Genomic DNA, 18375 nt, shown 5'->3' on the forward strand with positions numbered 1-18375 from the left:
GAGGGTTGCGCATCGAACTTGCCGAACATGCATTGGTGGCGCTCGCGATTCAAATCATCGTCGGGCTCCTGACCCGGAACTGGTGGGCGGGAGCGTTGCTTGCGTGTGGTTATTTCATTGGGCGGGAATTGGCGCAGGCAGAATATCGGTGGATCGAGCAATTCGGTCATGGCCTCCGAGCCAACGCCCCTTGGTGGGCAGCGTTCGATCTCAAGGTTTGGACTAAAGCCGACCAGTTCGCCGATGTTATAGGGCCGATCATTGCAACGTCGGCACTGACGTGGGTTATGCTAAGACGTAAAAGACGCCCGCGCACCCAGCCGAGATGCATTTAGTCGGCTGGACTATCGTCCACAGGTCTACGCATGCCAACATCCTGCCACGGCTGTCCGATGGTCTTTTCGAAGCGATCGCGGAAGGACCAGAGCCAACCTACGCGCTTCTCGGCTATTCCGGGAATGCTCAGGGGATCCCCGCCCAGCCAAGGCAAGAACGGATTGCGTCGCGCATAAGACCAGATCTCGACCCGCTCCCCTGCTTTCTCTGCTGCGCCGCGAGCGTGGAAACCGCCAGTATCTGCTACGACGAGCGTGTTCTCCGGCAGTGCCAGAGCCTCTGCCGGGGGCAATCCCATTTGCGTCAGGCCTGACGCATCGACGCGTGGCGAACCGCGGGCAGACAAGCGGTCGATGGACTTAGGGTCAGCGAGGCTCCTCTCGTGCTCCCATTCCAACCGCTTCGGCGTAAAGCGGTGCGAACCTCGAACATAGGTGAAAGGGCCGTCTTCTTTCGCAACCGGATTGAGGAACAGCCAAGCCTTCATGGAGGCGTGAAAGCTGTCGGCATGAAGAACCTGCTGCGGATCGGTGCCCCCGCCGACGAGGTTGGAAACGATCGTCTGAACGTAATGGAGCGGCGTAATGCGAAAGCTCGCTACGTAGTGGAATAGCGCGTTGATATCTTTTCTTGCCAAGAACCGCCTTAGGTCCGGAGCCGCCTGGAGCATTTCGGTATCGATTGCGATGCGACGCGTGATGGCATCGCCCTGACGCATCTCACGGGCGGGCCATTCGGAGTGCAGGATAGCCTCGCGGAGCTTCCTGAATTCCGCCGCTGGAACCACGTTTTCGATAACGACGAACCCGTCACGATCGAATGCTTCGCGCCAGTCGCTACGCACATGTTTTGCAAGACGGCGCCTGCGCCACCTGCACATCGCATCCGCAAAGCGTACGCGAGCGCGGTGAAGGCCCATTTGATTGAGGCGCTGCGACCCGATCAGAGGATGGTCGAGAAAGCTCTTCGCCGAGGTTCCCAATTGAAGAACGTGGATCGGCGCCAGCGCGATGGCCTTGGCTTTGTTGATCAAACTCATGCGGGGAAGACCCTTACACCTCGGCCCGCAGCGCATCTTTGGCGATCTGGTCGATGGCCATGAGTTGGGACACGAGGGATTCGAACCTCTCAAGCGGCAGCGCATTCGGGCCGTCCGAGAGCGCCGAAGCCGGATCAGGGTGTGCCTCCATGAATACACCGGAGACGCCGGCCGCAACGGCAGCGCGAGCCAGGAGAGGCACATACTGGCTTTGCCCCCCAGAGCGCGAACCCAGCCCACCGGGCTGTTGAACCGAATGGGTCGCATCGAATATCACCGGGCAGCCTGTTTCCGCCATGATCGAGAGGCCGCGCATGTCGGATACAAGCGTGTTGTATCCGAACGACGTGCCTCTGTCGCAAAGCATGAAATTGTCGGTTTCCTTGCCCGCTGCCGACGCCGCCTGCCGGGCTTTCGTAACGACATTTTGCATGTCGCCTGGCGCCATGAATTGTGCCTTCTTGATATTGACCGGCTTTCCGCTGGCGGCGACGGCGCCGATGAAGTCGGTTTGCCGGGCGAGAAAGGCAGGAGTCTGCAGGACGTCAACGACTTCGGCCACGGGGTTGGCCTGATTCGCTTCATGTACATCGGTGAGGACCGGCAGCCCGGTTTCGGCACGAACTTTTTCGAGAATGCGAAGCCCCTCGTCCAAGCCAGGCCCCCGAAACGAGTCGCCAGACGTACGGTTGGCCTTGTCGAAGGAACTTTTAAAAATCAGCTGCACATCAAGGCGCCGAGCAATGGCGGCCAAGGTATCCGCAACATGAAGAGAATGTTGTTCGCTTTCGATCACGCACGGCCCGGCAATCACGAATAGCGGGGTTTCTGCCGTTATCTTGCGACCACACAGTATCATTTGTTCAAATCCATTCTCATCGACCGCTCTTTGAGGTGTTTTTACAACGCCCTACCGTAAATCTTGTAGAGTCCGCCCCAAAAATACATGCTGCTAGAAGTGACCGCTTGACATCACCAGCACCAAGAGGTGAACGAGCCGTTGCGGGCGCCAAAGCGATTTCAAGATACGCGCCCCCTACATCGTTTTCCAGAGTTGCGCAGAAATTCCTTTCTATGATCAACGATACAATAGCCTCCGACCACATGGTCTCCGCCCTCAAAACGCTCGAGATCGAAATCGGTGGCTTGGAAGATCTGAAAAGTGCTTTCAAGCAGACCGGCCTTGGCGATGCTTTCGAACAGGCAGTGAACGCTTTCGCATCTGCCAAAGGGCGGATCATTGTCACCGGGATCGGGAAAAGCGGCCACATCGCCCGCAAGATTGCGGCAACTTTCTGTTCGACCGGCACCTCCGCGCTCTACCTGCATCCGGGAGAAGCCAGCCACGGCGATCTCGGCGCAATTTCGCGCGATGACGTAGTCTTCGCGATTACATGGTCGGGCACGACACGCGAACTTGGCGACATCGTCAATTATTGTAGCATGTATCGACTGCCGTTGATCGTGGCGACCGCGAACGGGTCGAGCTGGGTCGGTGAAGCGGCCGATATCTGTCTGACCTTACCCGTCGTGCGGGAAGCGTGTCCGAACGAGCTTGCACCGACATCATCGACGACCATGCAACTGGTTCTTGGCGACGCGCTTGCTGTCGCCCTGATCGAGGCTCGTGGTTTTTCGTCCCACAGTTTCGGCCTTTTTCATCCGGGCGGTCGCTTGGGTGCGCAGTTGACGACGCTCGAGAAGGTCATGGGTACGGACGAGGCTTTGCCGCGAGTCACCCTCGATGCCACTCTGCGCAGCGCAACGATCGAGATGAGCCGCAAACGCTATGGCTGCACCGCTGTGATCGATGCCGACGAGAAGCTCGTCGGCGCATTCACCGATGGCGATCTGCGCCGCTGTATCGCAATCCATGATCTCGACGACCCCATCGGAAGCCATATGTCACCGCGTCCGGTCACCGCCGAGCCGTCCATGCCGGCAGCACAAGCTCTGACCTTGATGAACGATAACGCCGTTTCGGTCCTGTTCGTAACGGACAGCGAAAAGCTGGTCGGCATCGTTCATATGCACGATCTGGTTCGACTGGGAATCGGCTGAATTTTCCGTCAGCCGGAGCCGCGGTGCTGGCTGAAAGGATGAGGATGGAAAGCCGCGATCTCATAGTCATACCGGCGCGGTACGGATCAACCCGGTTGCCCGGTAAGCCCTTAATGGCATTGGCCGGGCGCACTCTGCTAGAGCGTGTGATTGCCAATGCCCGCGAAGCCGCAGACCTTTGCGGGAATTGCGATTTTGTCGTGGCGACCGACGATGAACGAATTGCAGAACACGCCAATGCACTGGACGCGAGATCCGTCCTGACCGATGCGGCGCTGGATTCCGGAACGGCCCGGGCACACGCCGCGGCACTGAAATCGGGTAAGCCAAAACGCGTAATTTGCCTGCAGGGTGACGCTCCTTTCATTGCGCCGCAGACGATTGGATCGTTGATAAAGATATTACGCGAAGGCAACGCGTCGGTTGCGACGCCGGTATATCAACTGAACTGGGCAAGGCTCGATCGGCTGAGAGCACATAAGCAGACCGCTCCCTTCAGCGGTACCACCTGTGTGAGGGATTCAGAGGGCCATGCTCTCTGGTTTTCCAAATCCATTCTGCCAGCAATGCGCAACGAGGCAGATCTGCGCAAAATGGATACATCGCCCGTCTGGCAGCACATGGGTCTATATGCGTACACGATCGAGGCGCTGGACTGGTTTGTCGGAAATTCGCCCGGAACTTACGAGGTCCTGGAAGGGCTCGAACAATTGCGATTTCTCGAACATGGTTGGAAAATTGCGACTGTGCCCGTTGCACCGCCCGAGCACGCGCTGTCGGGTATCGACACTGCAGCGGACCTTGCCCTCGCGGAAGAAGCGATTGCAAAACTGGGCGACCCTTACCCCGCGTGAGCGGGATGGTTGCGGCACCGGCGGCAAGCGCTAGAAGCCAGCAGCATGTTCGTCATCGTTCGCCACGGCAACACATTTGAAACCGGCGATCAGCCGCGCAGGATCGGGGCCCGCACCGATCTGCCCCTAACAGGGCAGGGCATTGAGCAGGCCCGGGCGCTGGGCAGTCATTTCGCCGCCATGGGATGGCAGTTTTCGCGCGTACTCGTTTCTCCGCTCAAGCGGACCCGGCAGACGGCTGGCGAAATCCTCTCGACGCAGGCGAATTCGCCCGAGCAAGAGTCAGCCGCATTTCTGCGTGAAATCGATCATGGTCCGGACGAGGACCAGCCCGAAGAGGTAGTCCTTGCCAGAATTGGAGAGGACGCACTCAAAGCATGGGAAACTGGCGCGGTGCCGCCCACGGGATGGAGCGTTGATCGCGAAGGGCGAATTGCCGCCTGGCGCGACCTTTTCGAAGACGCCGATCCCGGCGAGGCGACATTGCTCGTGACCAGCAATGGTGCGGCGCGGTTTGCATTGATGGCGGCGCAAGGTCTTAGCGATGCAGCCAGCACACTACCTTCCCTCAAACTTCCGACGGGCGGCTATGGCGTCATTGGCTGCAGCGATTTGGGGCAATTACAGCTCGAAGCCTGGGGAGTGCGCCCATGACGCCCCTTCCCACCCCTGCCGCGTCCAGGTTGCTGCGTGCCCCCCCCTTCCCCGGCCTGGCGAATGCCATGTATATGTTTTCACCACCGCCCGAGGTGGATGCTCCGACCGGCGACACGCGGACGGCCTTGTTCAGATCCGTCAGCAACGCGCGTGTCGGGGGATCTTACTGGAGTGAGCCAATCGCTCCACTTGCTATCGACATGGCCATCAGGCCTCGTTCCGCGTCCGAGGCAGCGGAACTGCGCGCGCGTTTCGGGGCAGAGAAGACGATCTGCATCGGACACCCGCATGCATCCCCGCTGAGAACCGCCGCGCTCGATTACGGCGCAGATATCGATCCCTGGGCTGTCCTGTCGCAGACGGGGAAATTGGTTGCTCATGGTGATGATGAATGGGTCGCACTGGCCACCATCGCCGGTATTCACGTTCAAGTTTTATCGCCAGGCCGTTATGGCGAGCCGGGCGACGATGGGGAGACACTGGAGTATAGGGCTGCGATGGCATTGGCCGAGCCAATGCGCGATCCGTTTTCAGATGGCTGGCTCGAACCGGCAAAAGCTATTGAACTGCTGGCAGACTGGCGCAGAGTGATCGATGCCAATCGCGGCACCGCGGGGCAGACCATAGTCGCGGCATGCGGGATCAGCTGGTGGAAGCGCGAAGAAATCCGCCGGTTCCTTTGGGTGCCAGGCGAACCTTTGAAAATAGCGCGCACTTCAGCGGGCGCCCTGGCCGTTGCCGAGGCGCGTGGCGGCGCATTGGCTGTCTGGCCATCGCGCATCTCAAAATCCCTCCTCGCAAATGCAGAAAAACGAGGGGTACCGATCGTTCGCGTCGAGGATGGCTTCGTGCGATCGGTTGGCCTTGGCAGCAATCTGGTGCCTCCATCGTCCGTGATTGTGGACCGGCGTGGTATCCATTTCGATCCCGGCCATCCGAGCGATCTCGAGACGATTTTGCAGAATGAGGAATTCTCGCACGACCTGATCGAGCGTGCGCGCCTGCTGCGGAAGACGATCGTGGACACGGGCATCAGCAAATATGCGCGAGCAGCGAAGCGAATGGCCGCGCAGGTCATCGGGACGCGCGAAGGAAGGATCGTTCTGGTACCCGGACAGGTGGAAGACGACATGTCGGTGCTGGCCGGCGGCGGCGGGCTGACATCCAACCTCGAACTGCTGCGCCGCGTCCGCGCCGAAGAACCCGAAGCACAGATCTGGTGGCGCCCTCATCCCGATGTCGATGCAGGCCACCGCAATGGCCAGGTCGTGGATGCAGATGCCCTGCAATATGCCGACCGCATCGTGCGTGAAGAAGCGATGGTTGACCTACTCGATGCGGTAGATGCGGTTCATGTACTTACCTCGCTTTCCGGTTTCGAAGCGCTGCTGCGTGGCAGGGAAGTCATCTGCCATGGCATCCCGTTTTACGCGGGTTGGGGGCTCACACGTGATATGGCGACCACGCCGCCGCGCAGGTCGCGCAAGCTCTCCCTGGACGAGCTCGTTGCTGGTGTGCTGTTGCTCTATCCCCGTTATCTCGATCCGGTGACAGGCATACCGTGCCCGCCCGAAGTGCTCGTGAAACGCATGGGTCAACAACAGATGCCCAACCGTCTTGGATGGATCGAACCGGTTCGCCGGTTCCAGGGACGGGTCATGGCGCGCCACCGCTCACGCGGGCAGAAGAAGGTTCACCGATGACCCGTGCGGTTCTGGATATATCGCGGCTGATTTCGCGTGTGCGGCATTCCGGCCCTTCCGGCGTAGACCGCGTAGAGATGGCCTATGCGCGTGGACTGCTTCGCCTGTACGGACCCAAGCTTGCTTTCGCCGCCGTCCATCCGACAGGCCTCTATGGGAGGATTCCTCGCGAAACGGCCATCGCTTATCTGGACGAACTCGACAGGCGCTGGACAGCGACCGATCGAGCTTCAGGGCAGCGAACTCTCGCATCGGTCCTCCCATGGATGGCACGGCTGCTTCCGCGGCGTGCGGGAATCGGGTCCGCCGACGTTCTGGTGCAGGTTTCGCCGCACCACCTCACGCACGCCGCCAAGATGCGGCGCATCCTGCAACGCGAAGAAGCCAGGTTCGTCTGCATGGTGCATGACCTGATACCGATCGAGTATCCGGAATATGCCCGGCCCGGTGGATCGGCGCTTCATGAAAAGCGGATGAGCACGGTGGCAGAGCTGGCCGATGCGGTGATCGTCAATTCGGCCGCTACGGGTGCCTCCTTAACGAGATGGGTCGAAAGCAAAGGCGGGATCCCGCCGCAGATCCACGTGGCGCTTCTTGGCACAGAGCCAATCGCGAAAGCGGCACCGCGCGTTTATGCCGATGGAAAGCCCTATTTCGTGTGTCTCGGCACCATCGAACCGCGCAAGAACCATCTACTGCTGCTTCACCTGTGGCGCAAAATGGCTGAAACGCTGCCTTCGGACGATGTGCCACGCTTGCTGGTGATCGGGCGCCGCGGGTGGGAGAATGAGCAGATCGTCGACATGCTCGAACGCTGCCCTTCGCTCGGCCCGGTGCTGGAGGAAGTGAACGGTTGCGGCGACAGCGACCTGGCTGCGGCCATCCGCGGCGCCCACGCGCTGCTGATGCCGTCCTTTACCGAAGGGTTCGGCATGCCGATTGCCGAGGCCCTGTCGGTCGGCACGCCGGTCATCGCGAGCGATATCGAAGCCCATCGCGAAATCGGCGGAAATGCTCCCGACTATCTGGATCCTCTCGACGGGCCGGGTTGGGAGCGGACGGTACTGGACCATACCCACGATGGCCCGATGCGACGTGCGCAACTAACGCGCGTTGCCGCCTGGCAAGAGCCGGACTGGGATTCTCATATGGAGATCGCCGCGAAGGTGATCGAGGACGCCGCGCTTCTACCGAAGAATCATTCTGCGGGATGAACGGGCAGTTCGCGCATGGCCTTGGCCGAGACCCGGCCGGCGGAGCCGATTCGCGTGTCGAGCACATGGTCCCACAGAGGCGTCGTAACACCGAAGTTGCCGTCTTCACCCATGAAGTGATGACGCATGTGATGCTTCTTGATGACTTTCCCGATGCGGCCGCGCATGGACCATTGATGGCAGGCGTAATGGGTCAGATCATACAGGACGTAGCCGACCAGGAATCCGAAGACGAACCAGGTGCCGGCATTCCCCGCCAGAGCGTAGCTGAGCGCCCATATGACCCCGGCGACGGGAAGGCTGACGATCGGCGGCATGAGATTGCGCAGATGATCGGTCGGCTGGGCATGGTGGTTGCCATGGATCGCGAATACGAGCTGGCGCGCGGGAAGCCATTGCGGCTCCCAATGAAAAAGATGGCGATGGGCGATATATTCGAACAGGCTCCACACCAGCAGACCGCCAAGGCTCAGGCCAACCGCCGTCGAAACGGAAACCGTGCCCCAGCCGACAAAGGCGATAAGCGGCAGGACGACGATCCAGACTGCTGCAAACAGCCAAATGGACGCGAGCGTAAGCATCTCGAGAAACGGATTCTCGAAAAGAACGAGGCGCTTTTCTTTGGTAGTCGGACCCTTCATCACACGAATATCCCGATAGAAAAGGCACCCGATTGTCAACAAACAAGCGGTGAAACGCAGCTAATTGAGGATTTGAGGATACTCCAATGTGGCACAAGGGTCACGAAATGACGAAAGATGCATCCGTGACCAGAATTCTGTGCACCGGCGCCTCGGGAGCGCTCGGTGGAGCGCTGGCATCACTGCATGCAGCGCCGGGGGTACACCTTAGCCTTTGGGGGCGCGACCGGACGAGACTCGGCCTGATAGCCGAAAAGGTCAGCCATGCAGGGGCAGAAGCGCAGGCGTTCTGCTTCGACCTCACGGACGGACAGGCGGCCATCGATGCCGTGCTGAGCCAGGACAAGGAAGCACCATTCGATCTGGCCTATCTCGTCGCTGGCATCGGCGATACGCGCGCCAAGGGCGATCTGGTCGAAAATCCCGAGCTGGTCCTTCGCGCAGCCCAGGTAAATTTTGCCACACCTGCTGCAATGGCGGCAGCCATCGCGGGAAGAATGGCCGAGCGCGGTCATGGCCGGATAGTGGTGATCGGCTCCGCGGCGGGTCATCACTCTCTGCCATTTGCTGCGGGCTATTCCGGATCGAAGGCGGGATTGGCACGCTTTACGGACGCGTTGCGCATTGCCGTCGAGCCGTACGGCGTGAGCGTGACCCTGGCAGCCCCCGGGTTCATCGACACTCCTTCCACTCGCAATGCCTCATCAAGCCGGCCGATTGAATTAAGCGTGGAAGAGGCTGCGAAGCGCATCATCGAAGCGGGCAGACAGGGTAAGCGCCATTACGTGACGCCTTGGCAATTCTCGGCTCTGCGGATGGTGGACGCACTGTTGCCCGCAAGCCTTCGCGATCGGCTTTTAGCCAAGCTCCGACCCTGAGTTGGCCTAACCCTTTTACCGCGATTGTTTGCCCAGTGACAGGATCGCGTGATGCAACTGGGCAGGCGTGAGGTCTTTGCGTTTGTTGCCGCCTGGAATGACGCTTCCAGCGGCGTCGAAGCGCAGGACCGCATATGGGGTATGTCGATCGCCGCCCGGCATGCTTGCCCCCGGTATGCTTGGGCGGTGATCTCCAAAAAAGGCCAAGAGCGCCGGCTTTCCCAACTCAGCGATGCCATCGCGCAATTGGCCGAGCATGGAATCCCCGGCTTGCACCAACCGATTATAGTGGGCGACGAGTGGCTCTCCCTCGCTCGACCATGGACCGTGGTTTTCGATCGTCACCGCGTAAATGAAAGTCCGCTCCGTCGCGATCCGAGCAACCTCCAGTATTTTTGCCGCGAGCGCTGCATCCGAAATGTAGCGACCGTCGCCGGATGAAGGCCGATCGAACGCGCTGTCATCGATCAATTGGGAGAACCCAGCCTCAGGAAGTATCCGGTGGCGGCTGTAGAAACGCATGTCGTGAGGATGCACGAACACGCTCCGCCACCGATCGCCCCCCAATCTGTTTGGTAGCGCCAGCGCGCCATCCTTCAATGCCGTCAAATACGGATCGTAGCGGCGAAAGCCTAAGTCATCTTCCTCGCGCCCGAATAGAACCCCATATTCGGTTCGCATGGTGTAAGCTCCGAACCCGCTAACCAACAGGTTCCCCCAAAGGACCGCATCCATTTTTGCAGCTTTGAGGTTTGACAGTTCGACACCCCGTTTTCCGAACAGTTCGATCGGATTGGCGAAGGATTCGCACTGGATCACGACGATGATCTCGGGTTCGGCGTTGGGTGAGCATTCCGAGGCATCTATCAAGTCCGAAACGTATGGGTCCGTTGCCGACGACATGCCTTTTTCGGCATCGCCTCGCCACCGAATCCAATACAACAACAAGGTGCTCGCAAGCCCAAGCTTGGCAACATCTGCATCCGCATCGGGCTCTGATGCCAGCGCTTTAAAGGTCTTCGTCTCCAGAGAGATGCGCATGAGAATGACGGTAGTCAGACTGATACCCAAGCCAATCAGTCGAGTGACCAGATTTGCTTCGAACAACCAAACGAACGCCGCAACGAGCACGGCCAGAGCGACAAGGCCGAGTAGTTTTTGAGATCGCTCCAGAGCAGAGAGATAGAACTGTGGATGCCTGAACACCGCACCGATCAAGGCCAGATCGGAAAATAACAAGGGTTCGCCCAGCATGTCGTTCTTTGCATTGGAAGCGACTACGAACAGAAGATTTACCGCCAGAACGAGGACTGCTGCCAAAACAGCATTACCGCTTACAAAAAGCAGAATGCCGAAGATGAACAAAGCAATCTGGACCAGCAGGAAGGAGCCTTGAGCAGAGCGCAGGCGTTTTACGCTTCTTGGACGCGCACAAATATCGACCAGCAGTGCGACAGGTGCGACCACTAACAGGGAAACCACGAGATGCATCATGCCAAACTCACGCCATCCGGTTAGGGCGAGTGAACGCAAGTGACAATTCATGAGATGTCAGTTTCAAGACTCTAGCCTGTTCATGTTCATAACCAGTCCGATAAGCGTCGCGTTTCACACCAAGTGTCCTATGAAGGGGCGCAAGGATTGACGGTAGTGGTTGTTCAGAATTTCAAACATTTCAATGGTGATGCCCACCATGCAAGTGGCTCAGGCAATGAGCCCGAACCAATGACGGCGCGCGAACCGGATGAGGACCGAAAGCCGGATTCTCCGCGAACGGTACTTTTGCTGCAAGGCTTGATGGGCCGGGTATTTCGCCGCCTTGGTCAACAGCTCATCAAATCCGGCCACAAAGTCTATAAGGTCAATTTCAACGGTGGCGACCGGCTCTTCTGGCGACTTCCGGGTGGTATCGAATATCGCAAGTCGCTTGACGAATGGCCAGATACGCTACGGACTATCATCGCTGAGAAAGGGGTCACCGACGTTGTCCTGTTCGGCGATTGCCGCCCCCATCATCTGGTTGCCACCGCGGTATGCCGGGAACTGGACGTTCCGGTTCACGTGTTCGAAGAAGGTTACATCCGTCCGGACTGGGTCACTCTGGAACTGGGTGGTGTAAACGGGCATTCGTCCCTGCCGCGCGATCCGGCCTGGTATCGGCAGATTGCTGCAGAGTTGCCGCCTGTCCCTGAACATCGCCAAGTGCCGTCATCCTTTCGTCGTCGGGCCACGGAAGGACTTCTATTCAACGTCGCCGACATTTTCAGCCGCTGGTACTATCCGCATTGGGCCAATCATCGCCCCTGGCACCCCGTTATCGAGGGTATGGGATGGGCTCGCAAGCTCACTCGCGGGAAAGATCGACGCAAGGAGGCTGTAGCACTGACGGAAAGATTGCTGACTTCCGAGGCACCGTACTTCCTTTTCCCGTTGCAGCTTGCTTCCGATGCCCAGATTCGTCTGCATTCCCCATTTGCGAGCATGACCGACGCACTGATGTTGGTCATTCGATCCTTTGCCAAGCATGCGCCCAAGGACGCGCGCCTCGTAGTCAAGGAACACCCGCTGGATAACGGGGTGTTCGACTGGCTTGAAGAGACCAGTTCGATCGCTGCCTTGCTCGGCGTGTCCGACCGGGTGGATTATATGGCCTGGGGCGACATCGTGCCGGTAGCCGAGCGAGCGAAGGGGATGGTCACCATCAACAGCACGAGCGGCACGTTGGCGCTGGCCAAGGGAGTCCCGGTCATTGCGCTGGGGCATGCCGTTTACGACATTCCCGATATCACCTTTCAGGATGGGATTGACCGGTTCTGGCGCGAAGCGAGCGCGCCCGACATGGAAACATTCGGTGCATTTCGCCGTGTCCTGATCGAGCGCTGCCTGATTCCGGGCGGCTTCTTCTCCGAGGAGGCGTTGGACAAGGTCGTACGCCATGCCGTTGCCCGGTTCGAGGGCAAAGGATTGCTGCCCGAATAGCAGGCCAACGGCCTGAGAATCTTTGGGTCAGTCAGCGTCGTCCTCTACGGGGAAAAGTGCGGCTGCCGCGCGGCGCACAAGTTCGCGCGCCACATCCTGCTTCGGCATCTCGGGTAAGCTTTCGACCCCGTTAGACGTGACTATGTGCACCTGATTAAGGTCACCGCCCATCACACTATCCCCTTCTGCGCCTGAAACATTGTTTGCGATGATCCAGTCGGCGCCCTTGCGTTTGCGCTTGGACTTGGCGTTTTCGACTACGTTCTCGGTTTCGGCGGCGAACCCGATCAAAAGTGCAGGTCGTTTACGACCGGCCGCCGTACTGGCCAGAATATCCGGGTTTTCTGCCAAGATCAGCGCAGGCGGGGCAGAGCCGCGCTTTTTCATTTTTTCTCCTGCCACATGCCGACTTTTCCAGTCGGCAACTGCAGCCACCATGAAAGCCACGTCTACCGGAAGTGCGCGGCGCACTTCTTCTGCCATGTCGTCCGCAGTTTCCACGTCGATGCGATCGACCCCGACCGGCGTGGGCAAATGTACCGGGCCTGCGACCAGCGTGACACGCGCACCGGCCGCGGCAGACATTGCAGCGATGGCGAATCCCTGTTTACCGCTGGACCGATTGGCAATGTAACGGACCGGATCGATAGGTTCGCGCGTGGGACCGGCAGTCACCAGAACGTGTTTACCAAACAGAGGTCGGTGATCGGGATCGGGGTCGAACTCTGCCTGACCGGCAAGCGGCGAATCTTCAAAAGCAATACCCGACGTCTGTGCTTCCTCAACGCCCGGTTGCGGCATGGCGCGCATGTCCTGCCGTGCCACTTCGTGATTGAGCGCAGCAGGATCAGTCGGTGGTGCGGAAGATGCCTTCCCTTTGCTGGCCAGAAGCGGACCGCTATCCGCGATCGGCTCTTTCACTTCACCAAGACTTTCAGCTCCGAGCATGTCGGGCTCGGGCAGATCGTCCAATTCCGCTTCGATCTGCTCATGGCTGCGTTGTGTAGTCGAACGGGGAATTATCATCGACAAGAGGCCCCCAAGGCCACCGCCACTTTTTACGACTTCCTCTTCGTCTTCTGGCTCGAGCGGTTCGTCCAGATCGTATTCGATTTCTTCCCGGACCGCGGGAGCCGAAAGCTGTGCCTGCTTGAATACAGCCAGTTCGGGCACCTCTATATCGAGGTCGAGTTCCTGACCGATGCGCGCAAGGATCGCGGGCGGCTCGGGCATGCGCCCGGGGCCGAATTCGCCACAAGCCATTGGCCCCTCGTCCGGATCCATAACTGCAACGCCGGCCTGGCGTAACCAATCTGCGTTTCGCTGCGTTGCCGAATGCTCCCACATCTTCACATTCATGGCCGGAACAGCAAGAACCGGTTTATCGGTGGCGAGGATGAGTGTGGTCGCAAGATCATCGGCAATGCCGGCCGCCATCTTGGCAAGCAGGTCCGCTGTGGCCGGGCAAACGACCACGAGATCGGCTTCGCGACTGAGTTGGATATGGCCCATTTCCACCTCGTCCTTGAGGTCGAAAAGCGATGTATAAACCTTGCTCTCACTAAGAGCGGCCAGCGCCATAGGCGTAACGAACTGCTGGCCGCCTTGCGTCAATACACAGGTGACGGAGCCGCCAGCCTTGCGGATCAGGCGGACGAGTTCGCAGGATTTGTAAGCTGCAATGCCGCCACCGATGACGAGCAGGATTCGCGGCCCGCTCATGCGAGGCGTTCCTGCGCTTGCATCATGTCCGTGCGTTGCCACTCGAACCGGCGAATGCATTCCCTTAAAGCCATTGATGCGCTTGCTAGCGCCCCCCGTACATCAATGCCAGCGTTCAGCACTGGCGTTTTTCAATATTCACCCTAACGTCACATGGTGAAAAAAGAGAAAACGGGGAGGTCTTCATGCATGTCATCCTGAGCGCGATCCTGCTTGCACTGGCAATACTCGATCTGGTGATTGGTACCGGCTTTCTGATCGACCCTGGCAGTTCGGGCGCAGATTTCGGCCTTGCCATCGTTTCGATGCATGGAGAATCTACCCTCAGGGGCGACATGACCGCATTCTTCTACGTGACGGCACTGTCACTTGCATGGGGTGGCTGGAAGCGGCGGGGCGATGTCCTATTACCTGCTCTCGGACTGTTCGGCATCGCTCTGATTGGGCGCATAATCAATCTGGTCGTTGAGGGACCCTACCAAGGTTGGATGGTCCCGATGAGCGTCGAGGCGCTTCACTGCATTGTCATCATGATCGCTATGCGTGCGTGGGGGTGGCCGACGACGCGGACCTGATGGCAAGAAATAGATCGGTCACTGCACGCGGCGCGAAGGCCAGGCCTACCCCATATGCGGGGACGAAAAGTCCCATCCAGTAAAAGTTTTCCTGCCGCGCAAAGATGGCAACGGCAGCGATGAAACCGGCAAACCAGGCGCTGGCGAAAACCCCCAGCCTTCCGCCTACGGCCAACCAGCCCGGCAGCGGCAGCACACCGAGCGGACCTGCCAGCCAGACTGGTAATGTTTGCAGCAATGTTGTGACATGTATGCCGTACAAAGCGAGCGCCGGCCCGACCATTCCGCTCCACCCCGGAGAGACAAGGTCCCCGGGTTCACGTATACCGGCAACGGTGAACGCATGAAGCGCAAGTCCCAAGGCAATTATCATCAGCGTTCCGCAGATAGAGAAGACTTTCGCGCGTTCGCCAGCCAGTAATGCAGCGCTGCCCCACGCAAGGAGAAACGGCAACGCCAGTTCGCGCAGCGCAATGGCGCATCCTGCAAGGATTAGACCGCTGATCCACAAACGGCCCACCGATAGGGCAAGTGCGAGCGATAACATCAGGCCGGCAAGGAGTTCGTGACTGAAAGGGATGTCCGGGATGAATGCGACCATTCCGAACAATGCTGCCAATCCCGCGCCGACAGCTGCTTCCACGCGACCCCTGCCGCGCAAAGCCGCATACCAGGCAAGAACGTTGGCGCCCCACATAAATGCTGCGATTGCGCGCCACCCGTCGCTACCCCACAGCGCACTTGTCCAAGCCAGAACAGGAGTTCTTATCGTAACGAAAGGGCTGGTCGGCATGCCGAACTCACGGTGTTCTTTAGCCGCCGCTTCGTAATAATTCTCGCCCGCCGCGACCCGAGCGTCGATAGCGCGATAGAGGTCCATATCGACACGCTCGCCAAGTGCGAGCCTATGCTCTATATCTGCCTCATGCGCAGAATTGTGCGCTTCCAGCGCGAACACGTTCCATACGCACGCAAGGATCGTCGCAATCAGAAGCGCTGCTGCGCCCCAGCGTGGTAAAACCGCGAGGGGACGATCGGGCAAATTCATGCGTTCCCTCGCGCCGCACGGACCAGTGAGGGTAGCGCCATAGGCAGAAAAGCCAGGCCGATGAACATCGCCGGTGCGACGACTGCGCCCCAGTAGAAGTTGTTTGCCCTGCCCGCGAGCATGAATGCGAGACCGTAGCCCAGATACAAAAAGGTACCCGTCGTGCCAGCGGACGATTTCCATCCGGCCCAACCCAACGCCATCAGTATCACTACAGGACTGGCCAGTTCATGCGGAAGCAAACGCAGGTTTGAACTCAGAACGATATTCCCGAGCCATCCGGAAAGGCCGCGCAGGACAAGCCAGTCCGGCCCGACTGGATCGGAAGGCACCTCCTGCACAGCTATCAACGACAGATGCCAAGCCATGATCGCTGCGAATACAGCAACCAGCATGATCCAAGCCGTTGCTTCGCGCCAATCCTTGCGCCACGCCGCCATCGCCGCCATCAACAATACGAAGGGCAAAACCAGTTCTCGCAATGCCAGCGCCAGCGCAGCGACAACGAGCGCCGCACCCCAACGCCCCGGTCGATGAAGACCGAACGCCAGGGCGATCAGCATCCCCGCCCAAAGCTCATGCAACACGAAGAAAGACCGATTGAGGCCGAGCGAACCGCCCATTGCCATCAGCGCCGTGCCGAGCAGGCGGAAGCGCACACCGCCAGGCTCCTCGCCCAATCGGTTCCACCATGCCCAGATGCATGCGAAGAGCAGAGCGATCGCAAGGGCAATCATTGCAGGCTCGCCCAGCGAGGCATGGATCCAGGCGAGCGTCGGCAGACGCACGGCGAGACCCGGTCGCACCGGGTAATCGCGCGCGCGTTGCTCTTCCACGATGAAGTCGTAATAGTTTTCGCCGTGGCCGATCCGCTCGATCACACGGTCGTAGAACGCAAGATCCTCGTCACGCTCGGATTCAGTCTGTCCGTCCGGCGGCCCATCGCCGATGAGCGATGGAACTTCCGATGGCTTTCCATCCAAACTCGCGCTGAGAGGCGCGATAGCGGCAAGAACAAGAAGCGCTGCCACGACCAACAGCAGTATACGTGCGGGCCACCTGTCCCAGCCGGCGAAGCGATCCCACGGCGCCGCCTTTAGTTGATCCAGCCCTGCATTATCGCTGCCCATACTGCGAGACCCCCTGCCACCGCTGCTATCGTATAGCCCATCCAGCCGCGACCTGCTTCGGTGCGGCGCCGTCTTTCCCACATCAATTCGACATCGGGCAGGGGCGGTAGCTCCGGCGCGCCGCCCTTGGGCGGGAATCTATCCTCGATCCTGCGAACGAGTTCTGGGATGCGCAGCAAAGTCTGGGTGTCTTCGCGGATGCGATCGGCAATGGCTGCTTCCGGACCCAGTTCATCGCGGATCCAACTGCGAACGTATGGCGCGCTGACATCCCACATGTTGATTTTGGGATTGAGTTGCGTGGCAATGCCTTCGACCATGACCATGGTCTTTTGCAAGAGCAGAAGATGTGGCTGCGTCTGCATGTCGAAATCACGCGTAATCGCGAACAGCCCGTCGAGCATCTGGCCAACGGAAAGCTCACTAACCGGTTTACCGCGCATCGGCTCGCCAACAGCCCTCAACGCGGTCGCGAACTCGTCCACGTTGTGATAGCTTGGGACATATTGCGCCTCGAAGTGAATCTCCGCAACGCGGCGATAGTTGCCGGTGGTCAACCCATAGAGAATTTCCGCGAGCCACATGCGCGCGCGTCGATCGATCCGACCCATGATGCCGAAATCGATGGCAGCGATGGTCCCATCCGCTTTCACGAACAGATTCCCTTGGTGCATGTCGGCATGAAAGAACCCGGCGGCGATGGCCTGTTTCAGGAAAGCGAGGACAAGCCTGCTGGCTATTTCCTCGGTATCGTGGCCGGCGGCCTTCAGCGCTTCGGTATTGCTGATTTTAATGCCATCGATCCAGTCGACGGTCATCACACGCCCATTGGTACGATCCCAGTCGATGCCCGGAATTTCGTATCCTTCCGTCCCGACCATGTGCTCGGCGAGTTCAGAAGCGCTGGCTGCTTCGCGCCGCAAATCGAGTTCCCGATTGGTCCAGCGCTTGAAGTTGGCAATGACGAGCCTGGGGCGAAGGCGGGCAGCTTCCACACCGAAACTCTCCAGATGGGCGGCCGCCCATTCATAGGTATCTATGTCACGCGCGAACCGTTCGCGAACGCCGGGCCGCAGGACCTTTACGGCAACCTGCCTGCCGTCGGTCGTCGTTGCGCGGTGCACCTGGGCGATGGAGGCTGCGCCGATCGGCACCGGATCGAATTCCGACCAGAGAGCTTCGAGCGGTTGCTCGAAACTGGCTTCGATGCTTGCCCTGATCTTTTCGAAGGGCACTGGCGGCAGATCGTCCTGCAATTTCAGCAAATTGCGTGCCGGCTCTTCACCAACAAGATCTGGCCGCGTGGCGAGGGTCTGGCCCAACTTGATGGCGGCAGGCCCAATGTCCCGGAAAGCCCCCGCGTAATCGCGCTCCCCACTGGTGCCTGTGAAAGCCACCCAACGGGCGAGCTTCGCCATGCGGCGTACGGGACCGGGTGCGTTGGGATCGTGTTCGATCCCTACCAGTGCGCGGTGTCGCGCAAGGGTGATGCCCCACTTGAAGAGCCGCCAGATATGCGTTGCTGGTCGCGTCACCAG

17 protein-coding genes are annotated in these 18375 nt (G+C 59.5%); 9 read left to right on the plus strand and 8 right to left on the minus strand.

Annotated elements, in window-relative coordinates; genetic code table 11:
* Positions 1–5 precede the first annotated feature (5 nt).
* Positions 6–335, plus strand: a complete 330-nt coding sequence (locus tag KYK83_RS12010) for a hypothetical protein (protein ID WP_248284437.1) — start codon at positions 6–8, stop codon at positions 333–335.
* Here the strand turns inward: KYK83_RS12010 and KYK83_RS12015 are convergent.
* Both KYK83_RS12015 and kdsA read right to left on the minus strand, forming a co-directional pair.
* The gene (locus tag KYK83_RS12015; RefSeq protein ID WP_222828419.1) at positions 332–1375 is read right to left on the minus strand and encodes a phytanoyl-CoA dioxygenase family protein; all 1044 of its coding nucleotides are present in this window, start codon (positions 1373–1375) and stop codon (positions 332–334) included. The genes KYK83_RS12010 and KYK83_RS12015 overlap by 4 nt on opposite strands.
* Positions 1376–1388: 13 nt before the next feature.
* Positions 1389–2234 carry a 3-deoxy-8-phosphooctulonate synthase gene (gene kdsA, locus KYK83_RS12020; protein WP_222828420.1) on the minus strand — a complete coding sequence of 282 codons (846 nt, stop codon included), beginning with the start codon at positions 2232–2234 and terminating at the stop codon, positions 1389–1391.
* A gap of 215 nt (positions 2235–2449) precedes the next feature.
* On the opposite strand from kdsA, the gene KYK83_RS12025 reads away from it, so the two are divergent.
* From KYK83_RS12025 to KYK83_RS12045, 5 genes are read left to right on the plus strand one after another with little or no spacing between them, the layout of a single operon-like run.
* Positions 2450–3436: a KpsF/GutQ family sugar-phosphate isomerase gene (locus KYK83_RS12025; protein ID WP_222828421.1), complete on the plus strand. Its 987-nt coding sequence runs from the start codon at positions 2450–2452 to the stop codon at positions 3434–3436.
* A gap of 44 nt (positions 3437–3480) precedes the next feature.
* Entirely contained in the window at positions 3481–4290 is an 810-nt protein-coding gene (locus tag KYK83_RS12030; RefSeq protein ID WP_222828422.1) for a 3-deoxy-manno-octulosonate cytidylyltransferase, read from the plus strand.
* Positions 4291–4335: 45 nt separating this feature from the next.
* The gene (locus KYK83_RS12035; RefSeq protein ID WP_222828423.1) at positions 4336–4944 is read left to right on the plus strand and encodes a histidine phosphatase family protein; all 609 of its coding nucleotides are present in this window, start codon (positions 4336–4338) and stop codon (positions 4942–4944) included.
* Entirely contained in the window at positions 4941–6650 is a 1710-nt protein-coding gene (locus KYK83_RS12040) for a capsular polysaccharide export protein, LipB/KpsS family (protein ID WP_222828424.1), read from the plus strand. The genes KYK83_RS12035 and KYK83_RS12040 overlap by 4 nt, the downstream gene beginning before the upstream one ends.
* Entirely contained in the window at positions 6647–7864 is a 1218-nt protein-coding gene (locus KYK83_RS12045; RefSeq protein WP_222828425.1) for a glycosyltransferase family 4 protein, read from the plus strand. Before KYK83_RS12040 ends, KYK83_RS12045 begins: the two co-directional genes overlap by 4 nt.
* On the opposite strand, the gene KYK83_RS12050 is transcribed toward KYK83_RS12045, so the two are convergent.
* Entirely contained in the window at positions 7849–8505 is a 657-nt protein-coding gene (locus KYK83_RS12050) for a sterol desaturase family protein (RefSeq protein ID WP_222828426.1), read from the minus strand. The two genes, KYK83_RS12045 and KYK83_RS12050, sit on opposite strands and share 16 nt — an antisense overlap.
* Positions 8506–8630: 125 nt before the next feature.
* Here KYK83_RS12050 and KYK83_RS12055 point away from each other — a divergent pair, with 125 nt between their 5' ends.
* The gene (locus tag KYK83_RS12055) at positions 8631–9383 is read left to right on the plus strand and encodes an SDR family NAD(P)-dependent oxidoreductase (protein WP_346729465.1); all 753 of its coding nucleotides are present in this window, start codon (positions 8631–8633) and stop codon (positions 9381–9383) included.
* A 15-nt stretch (positions 9384–9398) separates the two neighbouring features.
* Here KYK83_RS12055 and KYK83_RS12060 read toward each other — a convergent pair whose 3' ends face one another.
* On the minus strand, positions 9399–10877 hold the full coding sequence (locus KYK83_RS12060) for an LTA synthase family protein (protein ID WP_248284438.1): 1479 nt from the start codon (positions 10875–10877) through the stop codon (positions 9399–9401).
* A 231-nt stretch (positions 10878–11108) separates the two neighbouring features.
* Between KYK83_RS12060 and KYK83_RS12065 the strand changes: the two genes are divergently transcribed.
* On the plus strand, positions 11109–12362 hold the full coding sequence (locus KYK83_RS12065; RefSeq protein WP_222828428.1) for a capsule polysaccharide biogenesis protein: 1254 nt from the start codon (positions 11109–11111) through the stop codon (positions 12360–12362).
* A 27-nt stretch (positions 12363–12389) separates the two neighbouring features.
* On the opposite strand, the gene KYK83_RS12070 is transcribed toward KYK83_RS12065, so the two are convergent.
* Entirely contained in the window at positions 12390–14084 is a 1695-nt protein-coding gene (locus KYK83_RS12070; protein WP_222828429.1) for a bifunctional phosphopantothenoylcysteine decarboxylase/phosphopantothenate synthase, read from the minus strand.
* A 185-nt stretch (positions 14085–14269) separates the two neighbouring features.
* Between KYK83_RS12070 and KYK83_RS12075 the strand changes: the two genes are divergently transcribed.
* Positions 14270–14659, plus strand: coding sequence for a hypothetical protein (locus KYK83_RS12075; protein WP_222828430.1), 390 nt, complete (start codon positions 14270–14272; stop codon positions 14657–14659).
* Here KYK83_RS12075 and KYK83_RS12080 read toward each other — a convergent pair.
* The 3 genes from KYK83_RS12080 to ubiB are packed head-to-tail and all read right to left on the minus strand — an operon-like array spanning position 14622 to position 18372.
* Positions 14622–15707, minus strand: coding sequence for a hypothetical protein (locus KYK83_RS12080; RefSeq protein WP_222828431.1), 1086 nt, complete (start codon positions 15705–15707; stop codon positions 14622–14624). The two genes, KYK83_RS12075 and KYK83_RS12080, sit on opposite strands and share 38 nt — an antisense overlap.
* A complete protein-coding gene (locus KYK83_RS12085) occupies positions 15704–16837 on the minus strand; it encodes a hypothetical protein (protein ID WP_248284439.1) in 1134 nt (377 codons plus the stop codon). Before KYK83_RS12085 ends, KYK83_RS12080 begins: the two co-directional genes overlap by 4 nt.
* Positions 16804–18372: a 2-polyprenylphenol 6-hydroxylase gene (gene ubiB, locus KYK83_RS12090; RefSeq protein WP_222828432.1), complete on the minus strand. Its 1569-nt coding sequence runs from the start codon at positions 18370–18372 to the stop codon at positions 16804–16806. Before ubiB ends, KYK83_RS12085 begins: the two co-directional genes overlap by 34 nt.
* Positions 18373–18375 lie beyond the last annotated feature (3 nt).

This window comes from Qipengyuania pacifica (assembly GCF_019857205.1).
GTDB classification, from domain to species: domain Bacteria; phylum Pseudomonadota; class Alphaproteobacteria; order Sphingomonadales; family Sphingomonadaceae; genus Qipengyuania; species Qipengyuania pacifica.

Coding starts and splice junctions, on each gene's coding strand:
- KYK83_RS12015 (WP_222828419.1), bottom strand. CDS start 1,375: ATGAGTTTGATCAACAAAGCCAAGGCCATCGCGCTGGCGCCGATCCAC.
- kdsA (WP_222828420.1), bottom strand. CDS start 2,234: ATGATACTGTGTGGTCGCAAGATAACGGCAGAAACCCCGCTATTCGTG.
- KYK83_RS12025 (WP_222828421.1), top strand. CDS start 2,450: ATGATCAACGATACAATAGCCTCCGACCACATGGTCTCCGCCCTCAAA.
- KYK83_RS12030 (WP_222828422.1), top strand. CDS start 3,481: ATGGAAAGCCGCGATCTCATAGTCATACCGGCGCGGTACGGATCAACC.
- KYK83_RS12035 (WP_222828423.1), top strand. CDS start 4,336: ATGTTCGTCATCGTTCGCCACGGCAACACATTTGAAACCGGCGATCAG.
- KYK83_RS12040 (WP_222828424.1), top strand. CDS start 4,941: ATGACGCCCCTTCCCACCCCTGCCGCGTCCAGGTTGCTGCGTGCCCCC.
- KYK83_RS12045 (WP_222828425.1), top strand. CDS start 6,647: ATGACCCGTGCGGTTCTGGATATATCGCGGCTGATTTCGCGTGTGCGG.
- KYK83_RS12050 (WP_222828426.1), bottom strand. CDS start 8,505: ATGAAGGGTCCGACTACCAAAGAAAAGCGCCTCGTTCTTTTCGAGAAT.
- KYK83_RS12060 (WP_248284438.1), bottom strand. CDS start 10,877: ATGATGCATCTCGTGGTTTCCCTGTTAGTGGTCGCACCTGTCGCACTG.
- KYK83_RS12065 (WP_222828428.1), top strand. CDS start 11,109: ATGACGGCGCGCGAACCGGATGAGGACCGAAAGCCGGATTCTCCGCGA.
- KYK83_RS12070 (WP_222828429.1), bottom strand. CDS start 14,084: ATGAGCGGGCCGCGAATCCTGCTCGTCATCGGTGGCGGCATTGCAGCT.
- KYK83_RS12075 (WP_222828430.1), top strand. CDS start 14,270: ATGCATGTCATCCTGAGCGCGATCCTGCTTGCACTGGCAATACTCGAT.
- KYK83_RS12080 (WP_222828431.1), bottom strand. CDS start 15,707: ATGAATTTGCCCGATCGTCCCCTCGCGGTTTTACCACGCTGGGGCGCA.
- KYK83_RS12085 (WP_248284439.1), bottom strand. CDS start 16,837: ATGGGCAGCGATAATGCAGGGCTGGATCAACTAAAGGCGGCGCCGTGG.